Below are 21,862 nucleotides of genomic sequence, written 5' to 3'. Positions count from 1 at the left end.
CCTATTTACCACCTTTCATAGCCGGAATTCGGCCAACAACGGGAATACCCAGGAGCTCTTCTGCCTCTTCGGCACCGCGGATGCGGGTATTGAGCATGTCTGCCAAAACGACATAGGCAACTGCGATAAAGATACCGGCGAGGAACGCGACGGCAATATACAGCGTGCGCTTGGGGCCGCTGGGGGCTTCGGGGGTCTTAGCCTCGTCGATAACGTTGATGCTCTGGGCAGCGCCGACGTTCTGAGCGACCGTACTCACCGAGCTGGCAATGGCCTTTGCGACCTCAGCCGTCTCCTTGGCATCGGTGCCGGTAACCGAAAGCGTAATGACACGCGTGGTGGTCTCGGAGGAAACAGACACCTTGTAGTCATCCAGATCGGTAAGGCCCAGTTCTTTGGCGGCGCCGCTCTTAACGCTATCGCTATCCAGCAGCGTGGCGATATCGTTGGAAAGCATCTGGCTCGCCGAGAGATCGTTGTAGCTCATCTGACCGCTATCGTCGGTCTTGGCGAGAATGTACATGCTCGTCGTCGCGGTATAGGTGTTGTCCATCGCAACGAAGGACACGATGCCCATGGCGATCGCGCAGACCACCGGAAGGGTGATGACCAGCTTGAGGTGCTTCTTCAGCAGCTGGAACAGTTCGAGAAGGGTCATGCAGCTTGCCTTTCATTTCCCCAGTTCGGATTGACAAAACTGTCCGTATGTTATCGCATCTTTTTACCGAGACCAAACTCTATACATAAGAAACAGGCTCTCCTGTAAAAATGTCGGAAGCAATCGTAAAATTGCGCAACAACGCCGCACCCGAAAGTCAAATGCGGCGTCTACATCAATATCTATGTTGTATCGCTATGCGAATGGCTCGTCCTGCTGTATGGGAAACGTCACCGTAATGGTGGTTCCCACGCCCAACTCACTCGACAGATCGAGCGTGGCGTGATGATACAGGGCCGCATGCTTGACAATGGCAAGCCCCAGGCCGGTTCCGCCGCGTGCCTTGGACCTACTCTTGTCCACGCGATAGAACCGCTCAAATACCTTGCCCTGTTCTTCAGGCGCGATACCGATTCCCGTGTCGGCGACAGCGAGGAACGGATGGTCTTCGTCGTTGGTGCCGCACTGCAACGTAACCGTACCGCCGGGTCGATTGTAGCGGATGGCGTTGCTTGCCAGATTATAGATGAGCTCGTCGATCAAGCGCGACACGCCTTCGATGACCACAGGCTTGGTCTCATGACTTATCGTCACATTCGCCTGACGGGCGACCTGTTCAAGACGCTGCTCAACCGCGTAGATCGCACGCGAGAGCTCAATAGGCTCCGTGGAACCAATGGGCACTGTCTCGCCTTCAGTCGCACGTTCGGCCTCGTCCAAGTTAGACAGCGTAAGGATGTCGTTGACAAGCGCTGCCAAGCGGCCCGCCTCACGATAGATGCGACCGCCAAAGTTGCGCAGGTCGTCCTCGCCCTCGACCATGCCATTTGCGATGAGCTCGGCATAGCCCGAAATCGCCGTAAGCGGCGTCTTGAGCTCATGGGTGATATTCGCCGTGAACTCGCGGCGCATACGGTCGTTGTCCGCTAGCACCGCCATTTGGCGCTTGAGTTCCTGGCGCTGCGACTCGATGCGCTCAAGCATGGGAACCATCTCGGCATAGGCGTGCTCATAGCTACGGCGTGGGTGATCCAAATCCACCTCTTGTAACGGCGCGATGATGGCACGGGACTCACGGCGCGCCATAAAAAACGAGAGTACTGCACCCGCTGCTGCGATAAGCAGCATCGGCGCCAGCATCGACAGCAAAATCGCCGCAACGCCAGGCTGGGCCTGCGCCAAGCGAACGACCTGGCCGTTATCAAGGGTGACGGCGCGATACAGCATAATCTCGTCGAGCGTAGAGCTTGCGCGCTCCGCGGAACCCAAACCACTCTCAAAGGCCTCGATGACCTCGGGGCGATCACCATGGTTGGGCAGTGCGGAAGGCGACGCCTCGTTGTCGTAGGCAACCGATCCATCCTTGTTAATCAGCGTGATGCGTAAGTCCTCGCGATCGAGGCTACGCAAGAACGGGATGGGCTCCTGCTGCTCGTCGAGGGCGGCAGCAATGAGCTCGGTTTCCTGCGCCAGATTGGCACTCGTGGCATCCGCCAAGGTGTTTTGCACAAAGAACGCACCCAGCACCGTAAACGCCACGATAACCGCCATGGCGCAAACAAAGATCGTCACAAAAACGCGGTGCGACAACGTTTGTTTTCCCTGGGGGGCGAAGACCACGGGTTACTCCTCCGATGCAGTGGACGCGGTGTCGTCACCTTCGGCACCATCACCGGCCGAAGGCTCGGCCAGACGATAGCCCACGCCGCGCACGGTCTCGATGGCGCTCGCATGCTCGCCGAGCTTTTGGCGGAGCGTCTGCACATGTACGTCGACGGTGCGCGAACCGCCGTCGAAGTCCCAGCCCCATACGCTCTGCAGCAGCGACTCGCGGGTAAAGACCACGCCAGGTTTGCGCATGAGGTACTCGAGCAGGTCGAATTCGCGCAGCGTGAGCTTGAGCGGTTCACCGGCAACAGTCACTTCGCGGTGGCTGGGCGAAAGTACGATATCGCCCACGCTGAGCACATCGCTCGCCTGCTTGACCATGCCGCCGCGACGCAGCAGTGCGCGGCAACGGCTCGCAAGCTCCATGAGCGAAAACGGCTTAGTCAGGTAATCGTCGGCACCGCCATCGAGCGCCATCACCTTGTCGAGTTCGGTGTCCTTGGCGGTAAGCATCATGATGGGCACCGTCGCCGTCAGGCGATCGGCACGCAGGCGACGCATAATCGCCAAGCCATCGGTGTCGGGCAGCATGATATCGAGCAGCACAGCATCGGGCACCCGTCGCGCCACGGCAGCTTTAAACTCGCCATCGCACGAAAAGCCCTCGGCCTCGATTCCCTGCTTGCGCAGCGCGTAGACTGTCAAATCCCTGATGTTGTCATCGTCCTCGACGTAATAGATCATGTTGAACCCCTTTGCGGCCGATATGACCGCATCTTAACCCTAAAGGCACCTGCAAAAGACAGCGTCAGCCAAAACGCCCCGTCAAATAATCCGCGGTGCGCGGATCGGACGGATTCTTGAAGAGTTGCGCGGTGGGCGCGTGCTCCACCAGCTCACCCAGCAAAAAGAACGCAACCGAATCGGAAATACGCGCGGCCTGCTGCATGTTGTGCGTCACGACCACCAGCGTGCAGGTCTCCTTGAGCTCGCAGGCCAGCTGCTCCACCACCAACGTCGACACAGGGTCGAGTGCCGAGGTCGGCTCGTCCATCAGCAGAATGTCGGGCTGCACGGCAAGTGCGCGGGCGATGCACAGGCGCTGCTGCTGTCCACCCGAAAGACCCAGGCCCGACTCCATGAGCTTGTCCTTGACCTCGTCCCATAGCGCAGCGCGACGAAGGGAGTCCTCGACCAGCTCATCGAGCATGACACGGTCGCGCACACCCATACCGCGCGGACCGTAGGCGACGTTGTCGTAGATGCTCATGGGAAACGGGTTGGGGCGCTGGAACACCATGCCCACGCGCTGGCGCAAACGGCAGATGTCGTAATCGCCCAGGATATCTTGACCATCGAGCGCGATCTTGCCCTCGATGCGGCAATCCTTGATGCCGTCGTTCATGCGGTTAAAGCAGCGCAGCAACGTGGACTTTCCGCAGCCCGAAGGCCCGATGAACGAGGTGATCTGCTTGTCGCGGATCTTGATATTCACGTCCTTGAGCGCATGGTGGTCGCCATAGAACAGGTCGAGGCCCTCGACATCGATGCGCGTCGGCGAGGCGGCAAGATCCTCTGCCGTGGGGCGAGTCGCATCCCCAACCTCGCGCTCATGCGCGGCCTCGGCCTGCGCTTCCATGAGTTCTTCAAGCTCCGTGGGCTCCACAGCCGCAGCAGCCTTCATACCGCACACCTCCATATCGATATCAATTCAGCAGTATCGATAGTAGGAATCGCGGCTCATACGCACGTGAGCACATTGTCAAGTGTTTGTAAGGGCACGCAGGCTATGCGGCGGGCAGCCCGATGGTGAATATCGTGTGTTCGGGCGTCGATTCACATGCAACGGTACCGCCGTGTGCCGCGATGATCTCCTTGGCAATAGCAAGGCCCAAACCGGCACCACCGCGATTGGTCGCACGCGCCGCATCCAGGCGATAGAACTTCTCAAAGATCACCTTGAGCTTAGCCGCAGGGATAGGATCGCCCTGATTGATAAAGCGCACGCGCACGCCGCCATCGTCTTGGCGCCTGGCCTCAATCGTGATAGTCGAACCCTCATAGCTATAGGCGACGGCGTTTTTCATGATGTTGTTGAACACGCGGGCCATCTTGTCGCCATCCACGAGCACCGTCAGGTCCTCGCGAATATCAACTTGGGCTTCCTTATGCTGCTCGTTGAGGATGGGATAGAACTCGTCAGCCACCTGAGCCAGCAGCAACCCCAGATCAACATAGCCGCGCGTGAGCACGATATCGTGGAAGTCAAAGCGCGTGATATCGAAGAACTCTTCGATGAGCGCATCGAGCCGGTGCGCCTTGTCGAGCGCCACGCCCGTAAAACGTGTGCGCTGCTCAACCGGCAGCTCAGGAGCCTCTTGCAGCAGCGAAAGATAGCCCACCACACTGGCAAGCGGGGTGCGTAGGTCATGTGCCAAGTACGTGACCAAATCGTCCTTGCGATGCGACTCGTCACGCAGAGCTTGCTGCACCTTGCGCTCACGGTCACGCACGCGGTTAAGGGCGCCCTCGACCTCCAAGAAGTCGCCGTCGATGTTATCCCAGGTGTCGGGGTGATCGATCAGGCGATCTTGAATACGAGCGGCCAGCACACAATCGGCATGCTGCTCGCCCTGCTCGTAGCCATGGTAGTACAGGGCGCGGCCGCAAAAGAACAGCACGCACACGGCAAGCGCCAGCACAAAGCCAAGCATGTTGAATACAAAGCCGGCATCGAACAGCACCGGCCCTTCGATGCCGCCGAGCGCCATGGCGCCAATCGCCAACGTCATGGCCCACGCGGCACCGCCAATCACCACGCAACGGCGCACGATTTCGAATCGATCGATCAGCAAAAAGCCGACAAGCAGCACCGCCAAGATTCCAGCGATGTTATCGATGCCAATCAGCAGCAGGCTCAGCAAAAAGAGCAGCACCGTTGCAAGCGCGCGGTTGTCGACGACCGACCTCACGTATTCAAAGAGTCGATCGGGCACCTCGAATGCCTGCCTATCGTCTTTTGTCATATCCACTTCCCCACCATTAAAGGCGTTATTCGATTATGTAGCCGACGCCCCAGACGTTTTTGATAAAGCGCGGCTTTTGAGCGTCGTCACCGATCTTTTCGCGCAGGTGGCGAATGTGCACCATCACCGTATTGTTGGAGCCGGGCATAAAATCCTCGTTCCACACCGCGCGGAACAGATCCTCCACGGCCACCACACTGCCGCGATGCTCGACCAGATACAGCAAGATGGAATACTCGATGGGCGTGAGGCGCACCGGCGCACCGTCCACCATTACGGAACGAGCATCGCGGTTGATCTCCAGGCCGTCGAGCTGGATGGTCGGCGACTCGGCCACCTGCGCGCGGCTACCGTAGCTGGTGTAGCGACGAAGCTGAGCATGCACGCGCGCGATGAGCTCCAGCGGACGGAACGGCTTAACCACGTAATCGTCCGCGCCAAGCGAAAGGCCCTCGATCTTGTCTTGCTGGGCATCGCGCGCCGTCAGCATGATCACGGGATAGGTATGGCTGGAACGGATCGTACGCAGTAGCTCAAAGCCATCGATATCGGGCAGCATGACATCCAACAGTGCCAGATCGAACTCCTGCTCCAGGATTGCCTTGGCAGCATCGGCCCCGCTATAGGCAATCTGGACATCAAAGCCCTCTTTTGTAAGGTAGATACCAACCAAGTCGGCGATGGCCTTCTCGTCATCAACTACCAAAATGCGCTCGTTCATGCGTGCTCCTCTCGCGCTCCATTATGCCCGAGGCGACGCACGCCACACACAACAAGCGTGGGTGATTAAGTCGGCCTTAAGCACCCTTGTGCCCGTTCGGGCGCGGATGTGGGCCACGCACGCACGCGATGATCGCCGACGCCGGCAAACGATATACTCTAGTTCCAGAAGAGACCATCCCGTCGAAAGCGAAATCCGTGAAGTCCCTCACCTCTTTTGCAAAGCGCTCAGCCCAGCTTGCCGCCGGCTTTGTCTGCGCTATCGCCCTTGCCGCTGGCGCGCCCACCGTCGCCGGCGCCCAAGTGCTCACGACCGACAATGTTTGCGGCAAAACCGCCGATGCGCGCGGCATCACGGCCGAAAACCTGCCCGATATCGATGCGACCAATGCCCTCGTCATGGGCAAAGACGGCACCGTCTACTATGCCCGCGGCGCCGATGAGCAGGTCAAGATTGCCTCGATCACCAAGGTCATGACCGCAATCCTAACCGTCGAGAATTGCAAGATGGACGAGAAGGTCACGGTGAGCAACGCCGCAGCCACCGTGGGCAATTCAACAGCCGGCCTACTCGAAGGCGACGAGCTCACCGTGGAGCAGGCACTGCGCGGCCTGATGATTCCCTCGGGCAACGACGCCGCCATCGTGCTCGCCGAATATGTGGGCAAGAAGATCGACCCTAAGACCAAAGACGCCGAGGCAACATTTGTGAAAGCCATGAACGAGCGCGCTAAGAAGCTCGGTTGCACCGGCACGCTTTTTGAAAACCCGCATGGTCTGGACTTTGATGAGTGGGCTGGCGATATGCACTCAACCGCACACGACGTAGCGCTGATGATGCAAGAGGCCATGAAAAACGACACGATCCGCGAGGTCGTAGCGAGCGAGGATTCCTGGATCGAGGTCACGGGCGCCGACGGCACCGACCATTCGCATTCCATGGACACGCATAACTATTTGCTAGGCCAAGATGGCAACATCGGTGGCAAGACCGGCACCACCGATGATGCAGGCTATTGCTTTACGGGTGCCTACAACCGCGATGGCGACGAGATCTACACCGTCGTTTTGAACTCCACCACCACCGACCAGCGCTTTACCGATACCGCAACCCTTGCCAATTGGTACTACGGTCACAAGGTGACGGTCGCAATCGCCAACACGCAGGAAAAGACCGCCAACGGCAACCCGCTTATGGCGCGCATTGGCCAAACCGACTGGACGGATAAGACGATCGACGCCACGCTCGCCGATCCTACGGCGCAAGCGACCGTGTTTTCCCTTGCCGGCGAGGTGACCGAAAAGGTTAGCTACGACGATCTTTCGGGCACGGTGCATGTGGGCGACAAGGTGGGCAGCGTTACGCTCAAGCAGGATGGCACCAAGATCGCCGTCATGGACCTGGTTGCCGACGAGGAAGGCGCAGGGCCGAATCCCATTGAATGGCTGCTCGTGAAGCTCGATCGCTTGGGCCGTCGCATCGACAACCGCCCACTCACGGCAGAAAGCGAGACCGTCGCCAAGGCGCCCGAGGTGTAGGGCGCAAGAATAATAAGTCCACTGAAAGGAGGCGTCCGAAAGGATGCCTCCTTTTTTGAGGGTTCGAATCCCCAGCCGCCATTCTTGATAATAAAAAGGGCCCCAAATGGGACCCTTCTTCAAATTCGTACTGGCGGAGAGCTGGGGATTCGAACCCCAGATGCCCTTTTGGGGCATACTCGCTTAGCAGGCGAGCACCTTCGGCCTCTCGGTCAGCTCTCCGTAACAGCCGTTCTATAGTAACCAAACAGCCAAGGATGAGCAAGAGGAAATTTTCTAATTGCCTAGCAGCCTTTCCTTCTTGAAAGCTTCGCCTACCCCAGCGAGCGGTTGAGGGAGCCGAGCTCGTCGTTGCCCATGGTGCGCCACATTTGGAAGATACAACCGCGCGCCAGGAAAAAGAAACCGTTGTCGACCAGTTGCACAGCGGCATCTGCCAGCTGATTCGTCACGGCGGACACTGGCGGCAGCTCTAGTCCAGCCTTGTGGATGGTCTCGACCGCTTCCTCGAACGTCGGAGGCCCGCTGACGCCCATCTCGTTCATAAGGCCCTGCATTTCTTCCAGCGCGCTGCTGCCCGACTCCTCGCCGCGCGGCACCAGACGGTAACAAGCCAGCGCCAGGTCGAGCTGATCGCAATTCCAATAGGCAAACGCCAAGCGATAGAACAGGTAGCCGATTGCAGAACGATCGCTGGCAATACGTAGGCCGTGGCGCGCCACCTCGATAATCTCGTCAAAGCGCTCCAGACGCGCAAGCACGTTGATGAGCGCAAAGTGCGACTGCATGGACGAGCGCGCCAGATCGTAAAGATGGCGCACCTCGGGCAGTGCTCGTTCAAAGTCCTCTTGCTCGGCGTAAAAGCTGCAGATCTCGTGCTGGGCAAAGTACAGCGCATCGGGCGCACGAAGGATTCGCACAGAGCGGTCTTCTTCCAACACCGGTAGCACCATGCGCACCAGCTGGTTATCGCAAAACTGCGTTTGAACCGGACCTGTCGCCAAAAGCTCGGCGACGGCGCACTTAGCCTCCAACTCCTCAACAAGACGGGAAAAGCCTTCAAAAGCACCTGTACGGTCGACTTTTGCCTGCTCGCGCAATTCAACAACACGGGCCACGTATGGGTCGTCGTCCTCTTCCATGACCTCCAGCTCGTCAGCCGTATCGGCAAGCAGCAGATCGCGCAGCGCCGGCGGCAGCATGCGATGGTCATCACGCGGACGAGCATGAACCTCCGCAGGTTCAATCGTCTCCGGAGCGGTTGACTCATATGCCTCAAGCACACGCTTGCACGGCATATCGTCCATGTCCATGCTCTCAAGATCCTTGGCGACAGGCACGCAATCGGCCAGATAGGCCGCGCGCCCAAAGAAATACGTTGCAACAACGCGCTCGCCCTGCTCACTGTCGGGAGCAGCAATCTGCACATAGCAGCGCGTGATGCAGGTGCCCGCGGCAAAACACGCTGCCGCAAGCGTGAGTGCCACGCGCGCATCGTGCTCCGCGGCCCAGATCGCACGCGCGTCCTCGTCCAACTCGCGCCAGGCGTCATCTTGAGCGTCGTATTCACGTTGCGGCATGGCATCAACGACAGACTGCCCAAACCGAACGAGCATGATCCCTTCGGCAACGTTGGCCCGATAGGTATAGTCGAGCCGCGTGACCACGTTAAGTGCCTCGACAATACGCGCGAAGCGGGTACGCACATCCCACTCACCGCCCGGCTGGCAAGCCACCGTACCCGGTTTGCCCCACGGGTTATCGCTCGAGGCCGTATCAAGCAGTCGGGGAACATCGTTGGTCGTCTTGGCGATATGCCACGCATCAAAGAGCGCGCAGCCCTCAAGGCTCGGCGAGGATGCCGCAGGGACCAATCCGGCCCCGATGTGCTCAAGGATGCCGGAGAGACGGTTAAGACGGCACTCGATGGCAAGCAGCATGTCAATCTCGTCCCGGTCCAGCAGGCTGCGATCAAAATTGAGATAGAAAAGCTTTGAGCGATCGATGCGAGCCAGGCTCATCTCGGACTTAGCGGCGATGGTGCGCAAGCGAGGCAAGTCAATTTCACTCATAAGGGCGGCGGCATAGCGCTCGATACCGCTCGGATTCTCGGCATGGTCAACGCGGTAGAGCAGCGTCTCGATAGCGTCAGGTAGCGGTGTCGTGTTAAAGCCCAAAAACACCTCGACCGGCTCGGGCAACTTTACGAGCTTGATCTTGTCGACAACGTTTTGCATACCCTCGTCGAGTCCGTCGGCGTCCGCCGTGCTCGCAATGGTATTTTCGGAGTCAGCGAATATCACGTAGCGCAGGAACATCGATGCCATGAACTCACCGTAAGGAAGGGAGCGGGTCGAATTCCATGTCTCGTGATCGGACTGTTCGCGCATGGGACCTTCGGGAGAGCCGACGGTTCGCGCGCACGCGCGCATCGTGCCGTTTGCTCCCCTCACCATAATCTCACCAATACCGGAGTCCGACTCGTCAAGGACCAGTTCCATGTCGGGATCGTTGGGCAGCGGAGCCTCGCTGACGGGGCGGTCCACCTTGCACACCTCACCCGAAACGCTTACGTAGCCCAAAAGCGACACATGGCTTTTGCCAACGAATTCGACGACATAACAAGATTCATGCTGATCCTCGCCAAAGAGTTTCCAGACCACGCCATATGAGCGTCCCGCAGGCTGCTCGGGCATCGCCGGAAAGCGCTTCTTGGGATCGAGAAACCTGAGCTTGTATGTCGGACGCTCTGCCACGGAATATCACCCTGATCGGTCGCTTGAAGAAGGAGTGGTCGCGAATAAGTCGCGACATCTACTCGGAATCTTACACGAGTCGACAGGAAATCGTCCCTTTGGACGAAAGCACTCAAGCTGGCGCAAAAGAAAAGCCCCCGTTGCCGGGAGCTTTAATCTCAAATGGTGCGGCGTATAGGATTCCGCGCATCCGCTGCGCGGATCCGCACCGGCTCCCCCCGCCTGCCGGCGTGCTCGCCCGCGGGCTAAAAACGCTCCGCGTTTTCTTTACGCCCGCGCCTCGACCGAGGTTCGAATCCATGCGGTGTTTACGTAAAAGAAAAGCCCCCGTTGCCGGGAGCTTTAATCTCAAATGGTGCGGCGTATAGGATTCGAACCTATGACGTTCTGATTCGTAGTCAGACCCTCTATCCAGCTGAGGTAACGCCGCGACTTGTTGATTATTATGCACAGGGACTGAATAATGGTCAAGCATTTTTTCAAAAAAAGTTATCGAATTTGATTTTTACTCATTTGATGCAGTCGATCGACTCGATACTTTCAAACACGGCGAAAGCAACTCCTCAAGTATGTCGACATATAAGAAAAGCCTCCGTTACCGGAGGCTTTAAAGTTCAGTTGGTGCGGCGTATAGGATTCGAACCTATGACGTTCTGATTCGTAGTCAGACCCTCTATCCAGCTGAGGTAACGCCGCGACTTGTTGATTATTATGCACAGGGACTGAATAATGGTCAAGCATTTTTTCAAAAAAAGTTATCGAATTTGATTTTTACTCATTTGATGCAGTCGATCGACTCGATACTTTCAAACACGGCGAAAGCAACTCCTCAAGTATGTCGACATATAAGAAAAGCCTCCGTTACCGGAGGCTTTAAAGTTCAGTTGGTGCGGCGTATAGGATTCGAACCTATGACGTTCTGATTCGTAGTCAGACCCTCTATCCAGCTGAGGTAACGCCGCAACGCACGGATTATTATGCACGCGAGCCCCCGATGGGTCAAGCGACAATTAGAAAAAATTTTATGGAGTGATAATTAAGTTGTTCGTGCCTCGACCGAGGTTCGAATCCATGCGGCGTCCACCTAAAAGAAAAGCCCCCGTTGCCGGAGGCTTTCAATTTCGGTTGGTGCGGCGTATAGGATTCCGCGCATCCGCTGCGCGGATCCGCACCGGCTTCGCCCGCCTGCCGGCGTGCTCGCCCGCGGGCTAAAAACGCTCCGCGTTTTCTTTACGCCCGCGCCTCGACCGAGGTTCGAATCCATGCGGTGTTTACGTAAAAGAAAAGCCCCCGTTGCCGGGAGCTTTAATCTCAAATGGTGCGGCGTATAGGATTCGAACCTATGACGTTCTGATTCGTAGTCAGACCCTCTATCCAGCTGAGGTAACGCCGCGACTTGTTGATTATTATGCACAGGGACTGAATAATGGTCAAGCATTTTTTCAAAAAAAGTTATCGAATTTGATTTTTACTCATTTGATGCAGTCGATCGACTCGATACTTTCAAACACGGCGAAAGCAACTCCTCAAGTATGTCGACATATAAGAAAAGCCTCCGTTACCGGAGGCTTTAAAGTTCAGTTGGTGCGGCGTATAGGATTCGAACCTATGACGTTCTGATTCGTAGTCAGACCCTCTATCCAGCTGAGGTAACGCCGCAACGCACGGATTATTATGCACGCGAGCCCCCGATGGGTCAAGCGACAATTAGAAAAAATTTTATGGAGTGATAATTAAGTTGTTCGTGCCTCGACCGAGGTTCGAATCCATGCGGCGTCCACCTAAAAGAAAAGCCCCCGTTGCCGGAGGCTTTCAATTTCGGTTGGTGCGGCGTATAGGATTCCGCGCATCCGCTGCGCGGATCCGCACCGGCTTCGCCCGCCTGCCGGCGGACTCGCCCGCTCGCTAAAAACGCTCCGCGTTTTCTTGACGCTCGCGCCTCGACCGAGGTTCGAATCCATGCGGTGGCGGCATAAAAGAAAAGCCCCCGTTGCCGGAGGCTTTCAATTTCAATTGGTGCGGCGTATAGGATTCGAACCTATGACGTTCTGATTCGTAGTCAGACCCTCTATCCAGCTGAGGTAACGCCGCAGCGCAAGACATATAAAACCACTTTAGCTTATTGGAGTCAAGCACAATTTCAAACTTTTTTGTGGAACGCAGTCTTGTCATGCTGCTCCGCATATACCGCCATTCCCCGTACGATCGATTGGCTTTTCGATCACGTCAAACTTAGCATCAAGTTCCCTCAGGAGCGATCTCACCCGCTGGGCACAATCATAATCGGCAAACGAGATGCTCAACATGCGAGCAACCTGATTAGATGTCTGGACCCCATAGAAATGCTCTAGGGCCACAAGCCCCTCGTGCGCCACAAACGTCTCAACCACATGAGGCGACTCCTCGTAGCACCATTGCGTCAACGGCCCCTCGCTCGTCTGTCGAACCACCAGGCCACCCATGCCAGACGGCTCACACGTCACAAGCAGGTACTCCCCGCCCTCGTCGCTCTCAAACAAAACCACCCGATCATCAAACAGCTCCATCGCGTCCCCTTTCTCTCGCTCTTATTTAGCAAAAGCATAGCAGGTAGATGGCTGTATACAGAACAGTTGTTCGTGTGTTTTCTATTGAGCTGTCCGCACAGCATGGTATGGCCGCACACAAAAAGGGCACCCCAAAAAGGAGTGCCCTAGCAAATCGCTTATGCAGCCAATCTACGCGACCGGCTCGATCTTCTCGAGGCCGCCCATGTAGGGACGCAGAACCTCGGGGATCGTGATGGTGCCGTCAGCGTTCTGGTAGTTCTCCAGAATGGCTGCCATGGTACGGCCAGCCGGCAGACCGGAACCGTTGAGGGTGTGCAGATAGCGCGAACCCTTGAAGTTCTCGGGGTCGCGATACTTGATGTTGGCGCGACGGGCCTGGAAGTCACCGCAGTTGGAGCAGGAGCTGATCTCCTTGTAGGCGTTGTAGCTCGGCAGCCAGACCTCGACGTCGTAGGTCTGACGGGCAGAGAAGCCCAGGTCGCCGGTGCACAGGCTAATCACGCGATACGGAAGACCCAGCTGCTGCAGCAGGAACTCGGCCTCGGCGGTCATGCTCTCGAGCTCCTTGTCGGACTCCTCCGGCTTGGCAAACTTGACCATCTCGACCTTGTCGAACTCGTGCTGGCGAATGATGCCGCGGGTATCGCGACCAGCGGAGCCGGCCTCCTCGCGGAAGCAGGGGGTGAAGGCGGTGTAGCGGCGCGGCAGGGTATCGGCGTCGAGGACCTCACCGGCGTGCAGGTTGGTGAGCACGACCTCGGCGGTGGGGATCAGGAAGTTGTCGCCCGAGACGTGATAGGCGTCGTCCTCGAACTTGGGCAGCTGGCCCGTGCCGAACATGGTCTGACGCTTGACGACGATGGGCGGCCACCACTCCTTAAAACCACGGCTGGTGTGCGTATCGAGGAAGAAGTTGATGAGGGCGCGCTCAAGACGGGCGCCGGCGCCACCGAGAACGGTGAAGCGGCTGCCGGAGAGCTTGTTGCCGCGCTCGAAGTCAAGAATGTCGAGGTCGGTGCCCAGATCCCAGTGCGGCTTAAAGTCGAAGTCGAACTCGCGCGGGGTGCCCCAACGACGGCGTTCGATGTTCTCGTCCTCGTCCTTGCCGTACGGCGTGGCCTCGCAAGGAATGTTGGGCAGGTGAGCCATGAAGTCGTACTGCTCCTGCTCGAGGGCGGTGCGGCGCTCGGCCAGACCGTCAATTTTCTCGTTGACGGCGCGCACGGCCTCTTTGGCGGCCTCGGCCTCGTCCTTCTTGCCCTCCTTCATCAGGGCGCCGATCTTCTTGGACTCGGCATTGCGCGTGGCTTGAAGTTCCTCGACCTCGGTGATGACGGCACGACGCTCGTCGTCGAGCTCAAAGAACTTCTCGCGATCCCAAGACGTCTGGCGGTTAGCCATGGCGACATCGATGGCATCGGGGTTCTCGCGAACAAACTTGATATCAAGCATTAGATCCTCCGGCGATATACATTCCATTTAGGTTGCAACCTTGTACATGTATGGGCAAGTATATACTTATGAGCGTTTACGACCCAACTCAACTACGCAAGAAGGCACCCAATGGACGCAGTTTTTTCCTTTTTGTTTGGCACCCGCACCGGTTTTGCCATCCTTTTCGCCGGCGGCATCCTGCTGTTTGCGATTATTGCCTTTGTAATGGAGAAGCGCACCCATAAGATGTATGTCGACCGCGGCCCCAAGTCCGAGGACGAAGAAGACAGCTTCTGGGACTAACCTGCCAAAAAGGGACAGGTTTATTTTGGTCGGTTTTATCTGGGCAAACGCAAGTGCCTCGCAACTGGAATTGAGCCAGTTGCGGGGCACTTTTCGCTAAAAGGACAAAACCGCAGGAAAAACCTGCCAACATAAACCTGTCCCTTTTTTGGTCGGTTTTACTGGAGGGTTGCGTCGATTGCCTTGACCAGGGCGCTGCGCATGCCGGCGTCCTCGAGCGCAACGACGCCCTTGATGGTGGCACCACCGGGCGAGCATACGGCATCCTTCATCGCCGCAGGATGCTGGCCAGTTGCAAGCTGCAGCTTTGCCGTACCCAGCACCATCTGGCTCACAATGCGATAAGCATCCGCACGCGGGATACCGTGCTTGACCGCCGCATCGCCCAGGGCCTCGATTGCCATGGCGACAAACGCCGGAGCGCAACCACCCACCGTGCCGCCCACAAACAGCAGGCTTGTGTCGAGCTCGACGACAGCGCCAAGCTTACCGAGCAGGTCGAGCACCACAGCACGCTGCTCGTCGTTAAGCGTCGAAGCCTTCTCGCAGGCGATGACGCCCTCGCCCACCGAAACCGGCGTGTTGGGCACCGTCGAGATATGCGCGACGCCCGGCAGGACCTGCTCCCACTTGGCACTGTCCCAGGTCCAGGCAACCGACAGAACGACCTTTTTGGCAAGAGCATCCTTGAGCGGGGCGAATACCTTCTCGATCATGTACGGTTTGACCGCAGCGACCACGATATCGGATGCGGCGACAACCTCGGCGGCATCGTGGCAGGCGACCATGCCGCGCGCCTCGCAGCGCTCAACCAGTGCGTCGTAGCGACCCGCGCAGGCGCACATGTCGCTCGCAGCTACACCGGCAGCGATCCAGCCATCGGCCATAGCGCTCGCCATATTGCCAAAACCGACAAATCCAATCTTCATATCGCATAGTCCTTTCAGACACATTCCTCAAAACGAAAGGTATTGTCCCACGCCATTGTTTCGTATTGCCGACCTATTTGTGATACGGCTCGCCACGACTGATCTTGCAGGCACGGTAAATCTGCTCCAGCAGCACCACACGCGCCAGGTTATGCGGCAAGGTAATGCGTCCAAAGCTGAGCATCTCGTCGGCTCGTGCGCGCACGTCATCGCTCACGCCGTCCGAACCGCCGATTACAAAGGCAATGTCGCTGCTGCCTCGCAGCATAAGATCGTCGAGCCTCGCCGAAAACTCCTCGCTCGAGCGCTCCTTGCCCTCGATAGCCAGCAGGATCACATGCGCTCGAGATGGCAAGGCGGCAAGAATCGCCGCCCCCTCCTTGTCGCGCGCGGCATCCACGCCGCCCGCCTTAGCCGGGTCGATATCGGCCACCTCGCGGATATCCACCTTGGCATAGGCACCTAGGCGCTTGGTGTACTCAGCGCACGCGTCCTTCCAAAAGCGCTCCTTGAGCTTACCGACGCAAACGACGGTGTATTTCACGCGCGTCTACTCCTTCGAATCGTTTTGAACTTTGCCGGCGGCCAGCATCTGCTCGAACATCGAGGCCGACTGCGAAAAGTCGCTCGGCAGCACGACCGTCGAGGTTTTACCCGTGCGAGCGAACTCCGTCATCATCTCGGACCACTGCGTAAACATGAACAGTTGGTTGGCCTCGTCATTGCCGACACCCGTCTCCTGGATGATCTCGAGCGAATCTTTGATACCCAGCGCGATGGCCTTGCGCTGGTTGGCGATGCCCTCGCCCGCCTTTTCCATAGCCTCGGCCTCGGCGGTCGCCTCGGTGACGCGCTTGATGCGGTCGGCCTCGGCGAGCTCCTGCGCGGCAGCGCGCTTGCGCTGGGCAGCGTTGATGTCGTTCATGGAGTTCTCAACCTCGGTCGGCAGTGCGATTTTGGTGATGAGCGTCGACACGAGGGTGAAGCCGTAGGCGGCCATCTGCTCGGAAACGGTAGCGTTGACATCCTTGGCGATGTCATCCTTCTTGGCAAAGACCTCATCGAGTGTGTAGACGGGGATGGAGGAGCGCAGGGCGTCGGTGATGAAGTCGCGCATCTGGTCGACGGGCTCCTGCAGCATGTAGTAGCTCTTGTAGATGCCCGAATCTGCCGGGCCGGCGCCCATGTCGTAGCTCACGTGGTACTGAGCGGAGACCTCAAGACCGATGGTCACGTTGTCCTGGGTCTTAACGTCGATGCCAAAACCGTTTTTCATGGTGCGCAGGCTCACCGTGGCGGCCTTGCGGTCGATCACGGGCACCTTCACGTGGAAGCCCGCGTTGACGATACGGTTGAACTTACCCAAGCGCTCGATGATTACGGCGTGCTGCTGTTCAACGACATAACAGGCGTTGGGGAGCAGCAGCAACAGGATGATGATGGGAATCAAAAGGCTGGTAAGGGCGGCGATGATACCGGAAAACAGCATGGTCTCTCCTCTGATAGGCACACGTTGGTACTAGGATACCCGTCCAAGGAGATCGTGCACAACAAAAAGAGCTCCCATTGCTGGGAGCTCTTTCAATCCATGGTGCGGGCGAAAGGACGTCCGCCTATCCGCTGCGCGGATCCGCACCGGCTTCGCCCGCCTGCCGGCGGACTCGCCAGCTCGCTAAAAACGCTCCGCGTTTTCTTGACGCTCGCTCCTTCACAGGTTCAAGTCCCTGCGATGGGCACATAACAAAAAAGCCCCCATTGCTGGGAGCTCTTTCAATCAATGGTGCGGGCGAAAGGACTTGAACCTTCATGGGGTTGCCCCCATACGGACCTGAACCGTACGCGTCTGCCAATTCCGCCACGCCCGCGTGCAGGAATTAGAATAACGGAGCGCCATCGCGAACGCAAGAACTATTTTTGAAAAAGTTTGCAGGCATTTTCCCAAGCGGCTTGCGCGATTGTTTCGGCGTCCTCACCAGTGCGATCGACACGGTCGTTAACCAGCGCGTTTGCCGTAATGGAGATCATTGCGGGCTCGCATTCAAGACCGCGGATGGGCTCCGGAGCCATATACGGGCAATCCGTCTCGAACAAAATGCGGTCGAGCGGGGTCGCCGCAAATGCCTCGCGCACGTCGTCGTTGCGCTTAAAGGTGGCCGCACCACCATAGGCGATATAGCAGCCCAGCTTCACAAAGCGCTCCATCGTGGCGCGGTCCTCGCCAAAGCAGTGCAGCACACAACCGGCCTGGGGCACGCCCACCTCACGAAGCACGTTGTACGCATCCATATGCGAGGTGCGCTCCCCATCCGAGTCCTCGTGCCGCAGGTGCAACTCCACCGGCACGTTACGGCACGCGGCAAGCTCGAGCTGGCGCGCCATGCAGTCAATCTGCACGTTATGAGGTGCCGGCGCGATATCGTCATCATAGTCCATGTGGTAGTCCAGGCCGATTTCGCCAATACCGGCGCATAAGGGGTCATCGAGTGCGGCAACGACCTGTGCGTGAACGTCGTCGGTATAGTCCGGCGCGCCATACGGATGCACGCCGGCAAGATACTTGATCTGCGGGATATCCTGCATCGGCAGAATCTCGCGCGTCAGCCAGTCGCTATAGTCCGTCACGCTGCGCTTATCGGCAATGGGATCGAAGACCGTCACCAACAGGTCGATGCCCGCGGCTTTGGCGCGCACGAGTGTCTCGGGCACTTCTTTGCCCCAAAACGGAAGCAGATGCGCATGCGTGTCAGCAAGCGGTGCCAAGGGCACGGGACAAGCAACCGTCTTCTTTTTCTTGGTAAACGTCACGCGTTCGGCATTAGGCATCATGGATTAGCTCCTGGGCCAGACGGACAAAGTCGGCAACATCAAGCGTCTCGGCGCGCGTGGTGGGTGCGATACCGCAAGCCTCAAAGGCGGCATCGAGCACGTCCTTGGCAAAACCGTTGGCGCTCATGGAATTGCGGATGGTCTTGCGACGCTGAGCAAATGCAGCGTCAATCACGCGGGCCACAAATTCGCGATCGAGTTCTTCGGGCACCACACCGTCAACACGGTCGATACGCACGACGGCCGAGTCCACGTGCGGCGCCGGCATAAAGCAACGCGGCGGCACCTCAAAGCGACCCGTCACCTGCGCATACAGGCCGAGCTTTGCCGTATAGCCGCCATAGGTCTTGTTGCCCGGCACTGCGGCAATGCGATCGGCAACCTCCTTTTGCACCATGACGACAGCGCGCTTAAGCGCGGGCATCGTCTGGAAGAACTGAAGAATGATCGTCGCCGCCACGTTATAGGGCAGATTCGCGACAAACACCGTGGGTTCACCACCGGCGGCCTGCTCAATCTGCTCCGGCGTCACCTTGAGCGCATCGCCCATGATAAAGCGGAAGTTGGCATAGTCGGCGGCGTGGGCATCGAGCACCGGCTCAAGCTCGGGATCGGCCTCAATGGACGTAACGCACGCCGCTTCCTGCAGTAACGCAAGTGTCAACGTTCCACAACCCGGACCCACCTCGAGTACGCGCTCGTCACCTGCAAGCTCGGCAAGCTCGCAGATACGCTCGATCACATGATTGTCGATTAGAAAGTTCTGGCCCAGGCGATGCTTGGTCGCAAGGCCAAACTCCTCTAGCAGCTCCCTGGTGGCCGTGGGGTTTGCCAAAGGCGAAGTTGTCATGGTTGCCTCCTTAGCATGATGGCGGCGTCTTGAAACAAAAGGGCATGGACCGTGGCGGCCATGCCCTTACATCTAAACAGCAAATTGCCGATATGGCGCCCGCGCGGTCTCTACGCCAGACGCGGGAACAGCGGATCGCCCTTCTCGACGGGCTGACCACCGGCAAGCAGGCCCCAAGCGCAAATGCCCTTGAGGTCGTCGCTTGCGGCCTCGTCCTCGCAGGACAGACGGCGCAGGGCCTCGGCAGAAGTCTGGGGCATGAGCGGCATCAGCAGGTGAGCGGCAATGCGGATGGCCTCGAGCAGGTTGTAGATCACAAACGCGAGCTCATCAGCCTTAGCCTCGTCCTTGGCAAGCGCCCAGGGCTCGGAGTCCTCGATGTAATGGTTGGCGGCGTGGATGAGCTCCATGACCTCGTCCTTGGCTCCACCGTAATCGAGCACGTCCATCTTGGCCATATAGCGCTCGACCAGGCCATCGGCAATCTTTGCCAGCGGATTGTCGAACGCATCGAACAATGCGGGCTTGGCGGGCGCGCAGCCGTCAAAGTACTTGCCGCTCATGTTGAGCGAACGCGAGATAAGGTTGCCCCAGCTGTTGGCCAGGTCGGCGTTGTAGACCTGCTCCATGCGATCGAAGCTGATGGCGCCGTCGGTGCCGGGCACCACGTCGGTCATGAAGTAATAGCGATAGCCCTCGACACCCAGCATGTCGATGACGTCCTGCGGAGCGATGGCGTTGCCGCGGCTCTTGGACATCTTCTCGGCCTTGCCGGTCTCAGCGTTGCGCACGGTCAGGAAGCCGTGGGCAAAAACATGCTCGGGCAGGGCCTCGCCGATGGCCATGAGCATGGCGGGCCAAATGACGCAGTGGAAGCGGATGATGTCCTTACCCACGATGTGGAACTGCGCGGGCCAGCGATAGGCCAGCTCGGCACGGGCCTCGTCGGTGTCGACGCCGTAGCCGACAGCCGTCATATAGTTGAGCAGGGCGTCGAACCACACGTAGGTCACGTGGCCCTCGTCAAACGGAACCTGAATGCCCCAGTCAAAGCTCGTGCGGCTCACGGAAAGATCGTTGAGGCCGCCCTCGACAAAGCTGCGCACCTCGTTCATGCGGAACGCAGGCTCGACAAAGTCGGGGTGCTCGTCATAGAGCTTGAGCAGCTTGTCCTGGAAGGCGGAAAGCTTAAAGAAATAAGACTCCTCCTGCACGCGCTCAAGCGGACGGTGACAATCGGGGCACAGGTGCTGACCGACGCTGCCGTACTCCTCGTCACCCTTCTGGACCTGCGTATCGGTGAAGTAGGTCTCGTCAGGCACGCAATACCAACCGTCGTAGCTGCCCTTATACAGGTAGCCGGACTCCTTCATGCGCTCCCACAGGTACTGCACGGCATGATGCTGGCGCGGCTCGGTGGTGCGAATGAAGTCGTCGTTGGAGATCTCGAGCTTGCTCCACAGCTCCTTGAAGTGCGGGGCTTGGCTGTCGGTCCACTCCTGCGGCGTCATGTTGTGCTTGGCTGCGGCCTCGGCGACCTTCTCGCCATGCTCGTCCATGCCGGTCAGGAACTTGACGTTGTAGCCGGCAGAGCGGCGATAACGAGCCTGAACATCGGCGATGATGGTGGAATAAGCCGTACCCAGGTGCGGATCGGCGTTGACGTAGTAGATGGGCGTCGTGATAAAGAACGAAGGCTTGCTTTGATCCATGGGGTTTGTCCTCCAGAAAAACGTTGCATACAGGGGATGATTCTAGCGCAAGGGCTGGATATCCTCCATCTATTGCATATCGAGCACCATGGCATAGACATCGCGCTTACGGCGCGAATACTTCTGAGACAGGCGCTTGGCCACCGCAGACGCGGGCTCCCCCTCCTCGAGCGCGGCGCGAATATCCTCGCACAGGGCCTCGTCGGGATCCGCTGCCGCGGCGCCAACCGGCACGATACCGGCCTCCTCATCCTCGCTCGGCGGCGCGATGACCAGCGCAATCTCGCCCTTTACCTCGCCACGAGCACGCAGCTCCTCGGCAAGCTGGGCGGCGGTGCCGCGCAGGACCTCCTCATGCAGCTTGGTAAGCTCGCGGCAGACAGCAACCTCGCGCTGGGGAAAGACCTCCGTCACGGCCTCGAGCGTCGCCACGATGCGATGTGGAGACTCGTAGAAGATGAGCGCGCCGGGCACCACGGCAAGGCGCTGCAAACGGCGCACGCGGTCGCCGTGCTTTCGGCCCAAAAAGCCCTCGAAGAAAAAATGCTCGCAAGGAATACCGGACGAAACGAGCGCCGTGACGCAAGCAGAGGGCCCGGGAATAACTTCGACGGGCACATCGGCCTCACGCGCCGCCTCGACCAGCGCCTGGCCGGGATCGGACACACTCGGCATGCCGGCGTCCGAGGCAAAGGCGAGGGTCTCCCCCGCCAGCAGACGGTCGACCAGGCCGGCGGCGCGGCTGGCGATCACATTCTCGTCGCAACGGACAAGCGGCTTGGAAATGCCCAGGTGCATCAGCAGCTTTGACGTCACACGCGTGTCTTCGCAGCAAATGGCATCGGCGGCGGCAAACGCCTCGCCAACGCGCGGGGACAGGTCGCCCAAGTTACCGATGGGCGTTCCGACCACATAGAGTTTGCCCGTATGGGCGCTGTTCTGCGTCATATCA

Annotated in this window: 18 protein-coding genes and 8 tRNA genes; 2 read left to right on the top strand and 24 right to left on the bottom strand. The window is 58.6% G+C overall.

Translation table 11 applies throughout. The features are described from left to right. Nucleotide 1 precedes the first annotated feature (1 nt). The 6 genes from DW870_RS01565 to DW870_RS01540 all read right to left on the bottom strand — a co-directional run bounded on the left by DW870_RS01565 (nt 2) and on the right by DW870_RS01540 (nt 6,013). Nucleotides 2-658 carry a YveK family protein gene (locus DW870_RS01565; protein ID WP_055250503.1) on the bottom strand — a complete coding sequence of 219 codons (657 nt, stop codon included), beginning with the start codon at nt 656-658 and terminating at the stop codon, nt 2-4. 195 nt (nt 659-853) lie between these two features. Further along, on the bottom strand, nt 854-2,278 hold the full coding sequence (locus DW870_RS01560; protein ID WP_117563687.1) for a cell wall metabolism sensor histidine kinase WalK: 1,425 nt from the start codon (nt 2,276-2,278) through the stop codon (nt 854-856). Nucleotides 2,279-2,281: 3 nt separating this feature from the next. Next, nucleotides 2,282-3,010, bottom strand: coding sequence for a response regulator transcription factor (locus DW870_RS01555; protein ID WP_055250507.1), 729 nt, complete (start codon nt 3,008-3,010; stop codon nt 2,282-2,284). 64 nt (nt 3,011-3,074) lie between these two features. Next, complete coding sequence (pstB, locus tag DW870_RS01550) at nt 3,075-3,950, bottom strand: phosphate ABC transporter ATP-binding protein PstB (RefSeq protein ID WP_199407866.1); 876 nt, start codon at nt 3,948-3,950, stop codon at nt 3,075-3,077. A gap of 103 nt (nt 3,951-4,053) precedes the next feature. Beyond that, nucleotides 4,054-5,292, bottom strand: coding sequence for a sensor histidine kinase KdpD (locus DW870_RS01545; RefSeq protein WP_117563688.1), 1,239 nt, complete (start codon nt 5,290-5,292; stop codon nt 4,054-4,056). A 25-nt stretch (nt 5,293-5,317) separates the two neighbouring features. Continuing rightward, on the bottom strand, nt 5,318-6,013 hold the full coding sequence (locus DW870_RS01540; protein WP_117563689.1) for a response regulator transcription factor: 696 nt from the start codon (nt 6,011-6,013) through the stop codon (nt 5,318-5,320). Between the two features lie 197 nt (nt 6,014-6,210). Between DW870_RS01540 and DW870_RS01535 the strand changes: the two genes are divergently transcribed. After that, nucleotides 6,211-7,551: a D-alanyl-D-alanine carboxypeptidase family protein gene (locus tag DW870_RS01535; RefSeq protein WP_158548905.1), complete on the top strand. Its 1,341-nt coding sequence runs from the start codon at nt 6,211-6,213 to the stop codon at nt 7,549-7,551. A gap of 131 nt (nt 7,552-7,682) precedes the next feature. Here DW870_RS01535 and DW870_RS01530 read toward each other — a convergent pair. The 10 genes from DW870_RS01530 to serS form a co-directional block, all read right to left on the bottom strand. Continuing rightward, nucleotides 7,683-7,773, bottom strand: a tRNA-Ser gene (locus tag DW870_RS01530). Nucleotides 7,774-7,865: 92 nt separating this feature from the next. Continuing rightward, nucleotides 7,866-10,307, bottom strand: coding sequence for a lipopolysaccharide assembly protein LapB (locus DW870_RS01525; protein WP_117876702.1), 2,442 nt, complete (start codon nt 10,305-10,307; stop codon nt 7,866-7,868). Between the two features lie 353 nt (nt 10,308-10,660). Next, a tRNA-Arg gene (locus DW870_RS01520) sits at nt 10,661-10,737 on the bottom strand. A gap of 189 nt (nt 10,738-10,926) precedes the next feature. Then, a tRNA-Arg gene (locus tag DW870_RS01515) sits at nt 10,927-11,003 on the bottom strand. A gap of 189 nt (nt 11,004-11,192) precedes the next feature. Next, nucleotides 11,193-11,269, bottom strand: a tRNA-Arg gene (locus DW870_RS01510). A gap of 354 nt (nt 11,270-11,623) precedes the next feature. Further along, a tRNA-Arg gene (locus DW870_RS01505) sits at nt 11,624-11,700 on the bottom strand. A gap of 189 nt (nt 11,701-11,889) precedes the next feature. Continuing rightward, nucleotides 11,890-11,966, bottom strand: a tRNA-Arg gene (locus DW870_RS01500). Between the two features lie 355 nt (nt 11,967-12,321). After that, a tRNA-Arg gene (locus DW870_RS01495) sits at nt 12,322-12,398 on the bottom strand. A 77-nt stretch (nt 12,399-12,475) separates the two neighbouring features. After that, the gene (locus DW870_RS01490; protein WP_117645937.1) at nt 12,476-12,853 is read right to left on the bottom strand and encodes a hypothetical protein; all 378 of its coding nucleotides are present in this window, start codon (nt 12,851-12,853) and stop codon (nt 12,476-12,478) included. Between the two features lie 171 nt (nt 12,854-13,024). Continuing rightward, nucleotides 13,025-14,308 carry a serine--tRNA ligase gene (gene serS / locus DW870_RS01485; RefSeq protein WP_117563693.1) on the bottom strand — a complete coding sequence of 428 codons (1,284 nt, stop codon included), beginning with the start codon at nt 14,306-14,308 and terminating at the stop codon, nt 13,025-13,027. Nucleotides 14,309-14,419: 111 nt separating this feature from the next. Here serS and DW870_RS09355 point away from each other — a divergent pair, with 111 nt between their 5' ends. Continuing rightward, entirely contained in the window at nt 14,420-14,593 is a 174-nt protein-coding gene (locus DW870_RS09355; RefSeq protein ID WP_168170424.1) for a DUF6724 family protein, read from the top strand. A gap of 158 nt (nt 14,594-14,751) precedes the next feature. On the opposite strand, the gene proC is transcribed toward DW870_RS09355, so the two are convergent. The 8 genes from proC to rsmI all read right to left on the bottom strand — a co-directional run bounded on the left by proC (nt 14,752) and on the right by rsmI (nt 21,858). Further along, nucleotides 14,752-15,522 carry a pyrroline-5-carboxylate reductase gene (gene proC, locus DW870_RS01480; protein WP_089572672.1) on the bottom strand — a complete coding sequence of 257 codons (771 nt, stop codon included), beginning with the start codon at nt 15,520-15,522 and terminating at the stop codon, nt 14,752-14,754. 73 nt (nt 15,523-15,595) lie between these two features. Then, complete coding sequence (rlmH, locus tag DW870_RS01475; protein ID WP_117563694.1) at nt 15,596-16,066, bottom strand: 23S rRNA (pseudouridine(1915)-N(3))-methyltransferase RlmH; 471 nt, start codon at nt 16,064-16,066, stop codon at nt 15,596-15,598. Nucleotides 16,067-16,072: 6 nt separating this feature from the next. After that, nucleotides 16,073-17,011, bottom strand: a complete 939-nt coding sequence (locus DW870_RS01470) for an SPFH domain-containing protein (protein WP_055250521.1) — start codon at nt 17,009-17,011, stop codon at nt 16,073-16,075. Nucleotides 17,012-17,300: 289 nt separating this feature from the next. Continuing rightward, nucleotides 17,301-17,387, bottom strand: a tRNA-Leu gene (locus tag DW870_RS01465). A 43-nt stretch (nt 17,388-17,430) separates the two neighbouring features. Next, the gene (locus DW870_RS01460; RefSeq protein ID WP_117876700.1) at nt 17,431-18,348 is read right to left on the bottom strand and encodes a TatD family hydrolase; all 918 of its coding nucleotides are present in this window, start codon (nt 18,346-18,348) and stop codon (nt 17,431-17,433) included. Further along, a complete protein-coding gene (rsmA, locus tag DW870_RS01455; protein WP_117876698.1) occupies nt 18,338-19,198 on the bottom strand; it encodes a 16S rRNA (adenine(1518)-N(6)/adenine(1519)-N(6))-dimethyltransferase RsmA in 861 nt (286 codons plus the stop codon). Before rsmA ends, DW870_RS01460 begins: the two co-directional genes overlap by 11 nt. Nucleotides 19,199-19,308: 110 nt before the next feature. Further along, nucleotides 19,309-20,910 carry a methionine--tRNA ligase gene (gene metG, locus DW870_RS01450; RefSeq protein WP_117876696.1) on the bottom strand — a complete coding sequence of 534 codons (1,602 nt, stop codon included), beginning with the start codon at nt 20,908-20,910 and terminating at the stop codon, nt 19,309-19,311. A gap of 69 nt (nt 20,911-20,979) precedes the next feature. Continuing rightward, nucleotides 20,980-21,858 carry a 16S rRNA (cytidine(1402)-2'-O)-methyltransferase gene (gene rsmI, locus DW870_RS01445; RefSeq protein ID WP_117876694.1) on the bottom strand — a complete coding sequence of 293 codons (879 nt, stop codon included), beginning with the start codon at nt 21,856-21,858 and terminating at the stop codon, nt 20,980-20,982. Nucleotides 21,859-21,862 lie beyond the last annotated feature (4 nt).

Origin of the sequence: Collinsella sp. AM38-1BH (assembly GCF_003467545.1) — a bacterium.
GTDB lineage: Bacteria > Actinomycetota > Coriobacteriia > Coriobacteriales > Coriobacteriaceae > Collinsella.
Note: the sequence above shows the minus strand (reverse complement) of the source record. Positions and strands in the feature narration are given on the sequence as shown.

What these genes read in the sequence shown, in the direction of transcription:
- DW870_RS01565 (WP_055250503.1), bottom strand. Translation starts at nt 658, where the DNA reads ATGACCCTTCTCGAACTGTTCCAGCTGCTGAAGAAGCACCTCAAGCTG.
- DW870_RS01555 (WP_055250507.1), bottom strand. Translation starts at nt 3,010, where the DNA reads ATGATCTATTACGTCGAGGACGATGACAACATCAGGGATTTGACAGTC.
- pstB (WP_199407866.1), bottom strand. Translation starts at nt 3,950, where the DNA reads ATGAAGGCTGCTGCGGCTGTGGAGCCCACGGAGCTTGAAGAACTCATG.
- DW870_RS01545 (WP_117563688.1), bottom strand. Translation starts at nt 5,292, where the DNA reads ATGACAAAAGACGATAGGCAGGCATTCGAGGTGCCCGATCGACTCTTT.
- DW870_RS01540 (WP_117563689.1), bottom strand. Translation starts at nt 6,013, where the DNA reads ATGAACGAGCGCATTTTGGTAGTTGATGACGAGAAGGCCATCGCCGAC.
- DW870_RS01490 (WP_117645937.1), bottom strand. Translation starts at nt 12,853, where the DNA reads ATGGAGCTGTTTGATGATCGGGTGGTTTTGTTTGAGAGCGACGAGGGC.
- serS (WP_117563693.1), bottom strand. Translation starts at nt 14,308, where the DNA reads ATGCTTGATATCAAGTTTGTTCGCGAGAACCCCGATGCCATCGATGTC.
- DW870_RS09355 (WP_168170424.1), top strand. Translation starts at nt 14,420, where the DNA reads ATGGACGCAGTTTTTTCCTTTTTGTTTGGCACCCGCACCGGTTTTGCC.
- proC (WP_089572672.1), bottom strand. Translation starts at nt 15,522, where the DNA reads ATGAAGATTGGATTTGTCGGTTTTGGCAATATGGCGAGCGCTATGGCC.
- DW870_RS01470 (WP_055250521.1), bottom strand. Translation starts at nt 17,011, where the DNA reads ATGCTGTTTTCCGGTATCATCGCCGCCCTTACCAGCCTTTTGATTCCC.
- DW870_RS01460 (WP_117876700.1), bottom strand. Translation starts at nt 18,348, where the DNA reads ATGATGCCTAATGCCGAACGCGTGACGTTTACCAAGAAAAAGAAGACG.
- rsmA (WP_117876698.1), bottom strand. Translation starts at nt 19,198, where the DNA reads ATGACAACTTCGCCTTTGGCAAACCCCACGGCCACCAGGGAGCTGCTA.
- metG (WP_117876696.1), bottom strand. Translation starts at nt 20,910, where the DNA reads ATGGATCAAAGCAAGCCTTCGTTCTTTATCACGACGCCCATCTACTAC.
- rsmI (WP_117876694.1), bottom strand. Translation starts at nt 21,858, where the DNA reads ATGACGCAGAACAGCGCCCATACGGGCAAACTCTATGTGGTCGGAACG.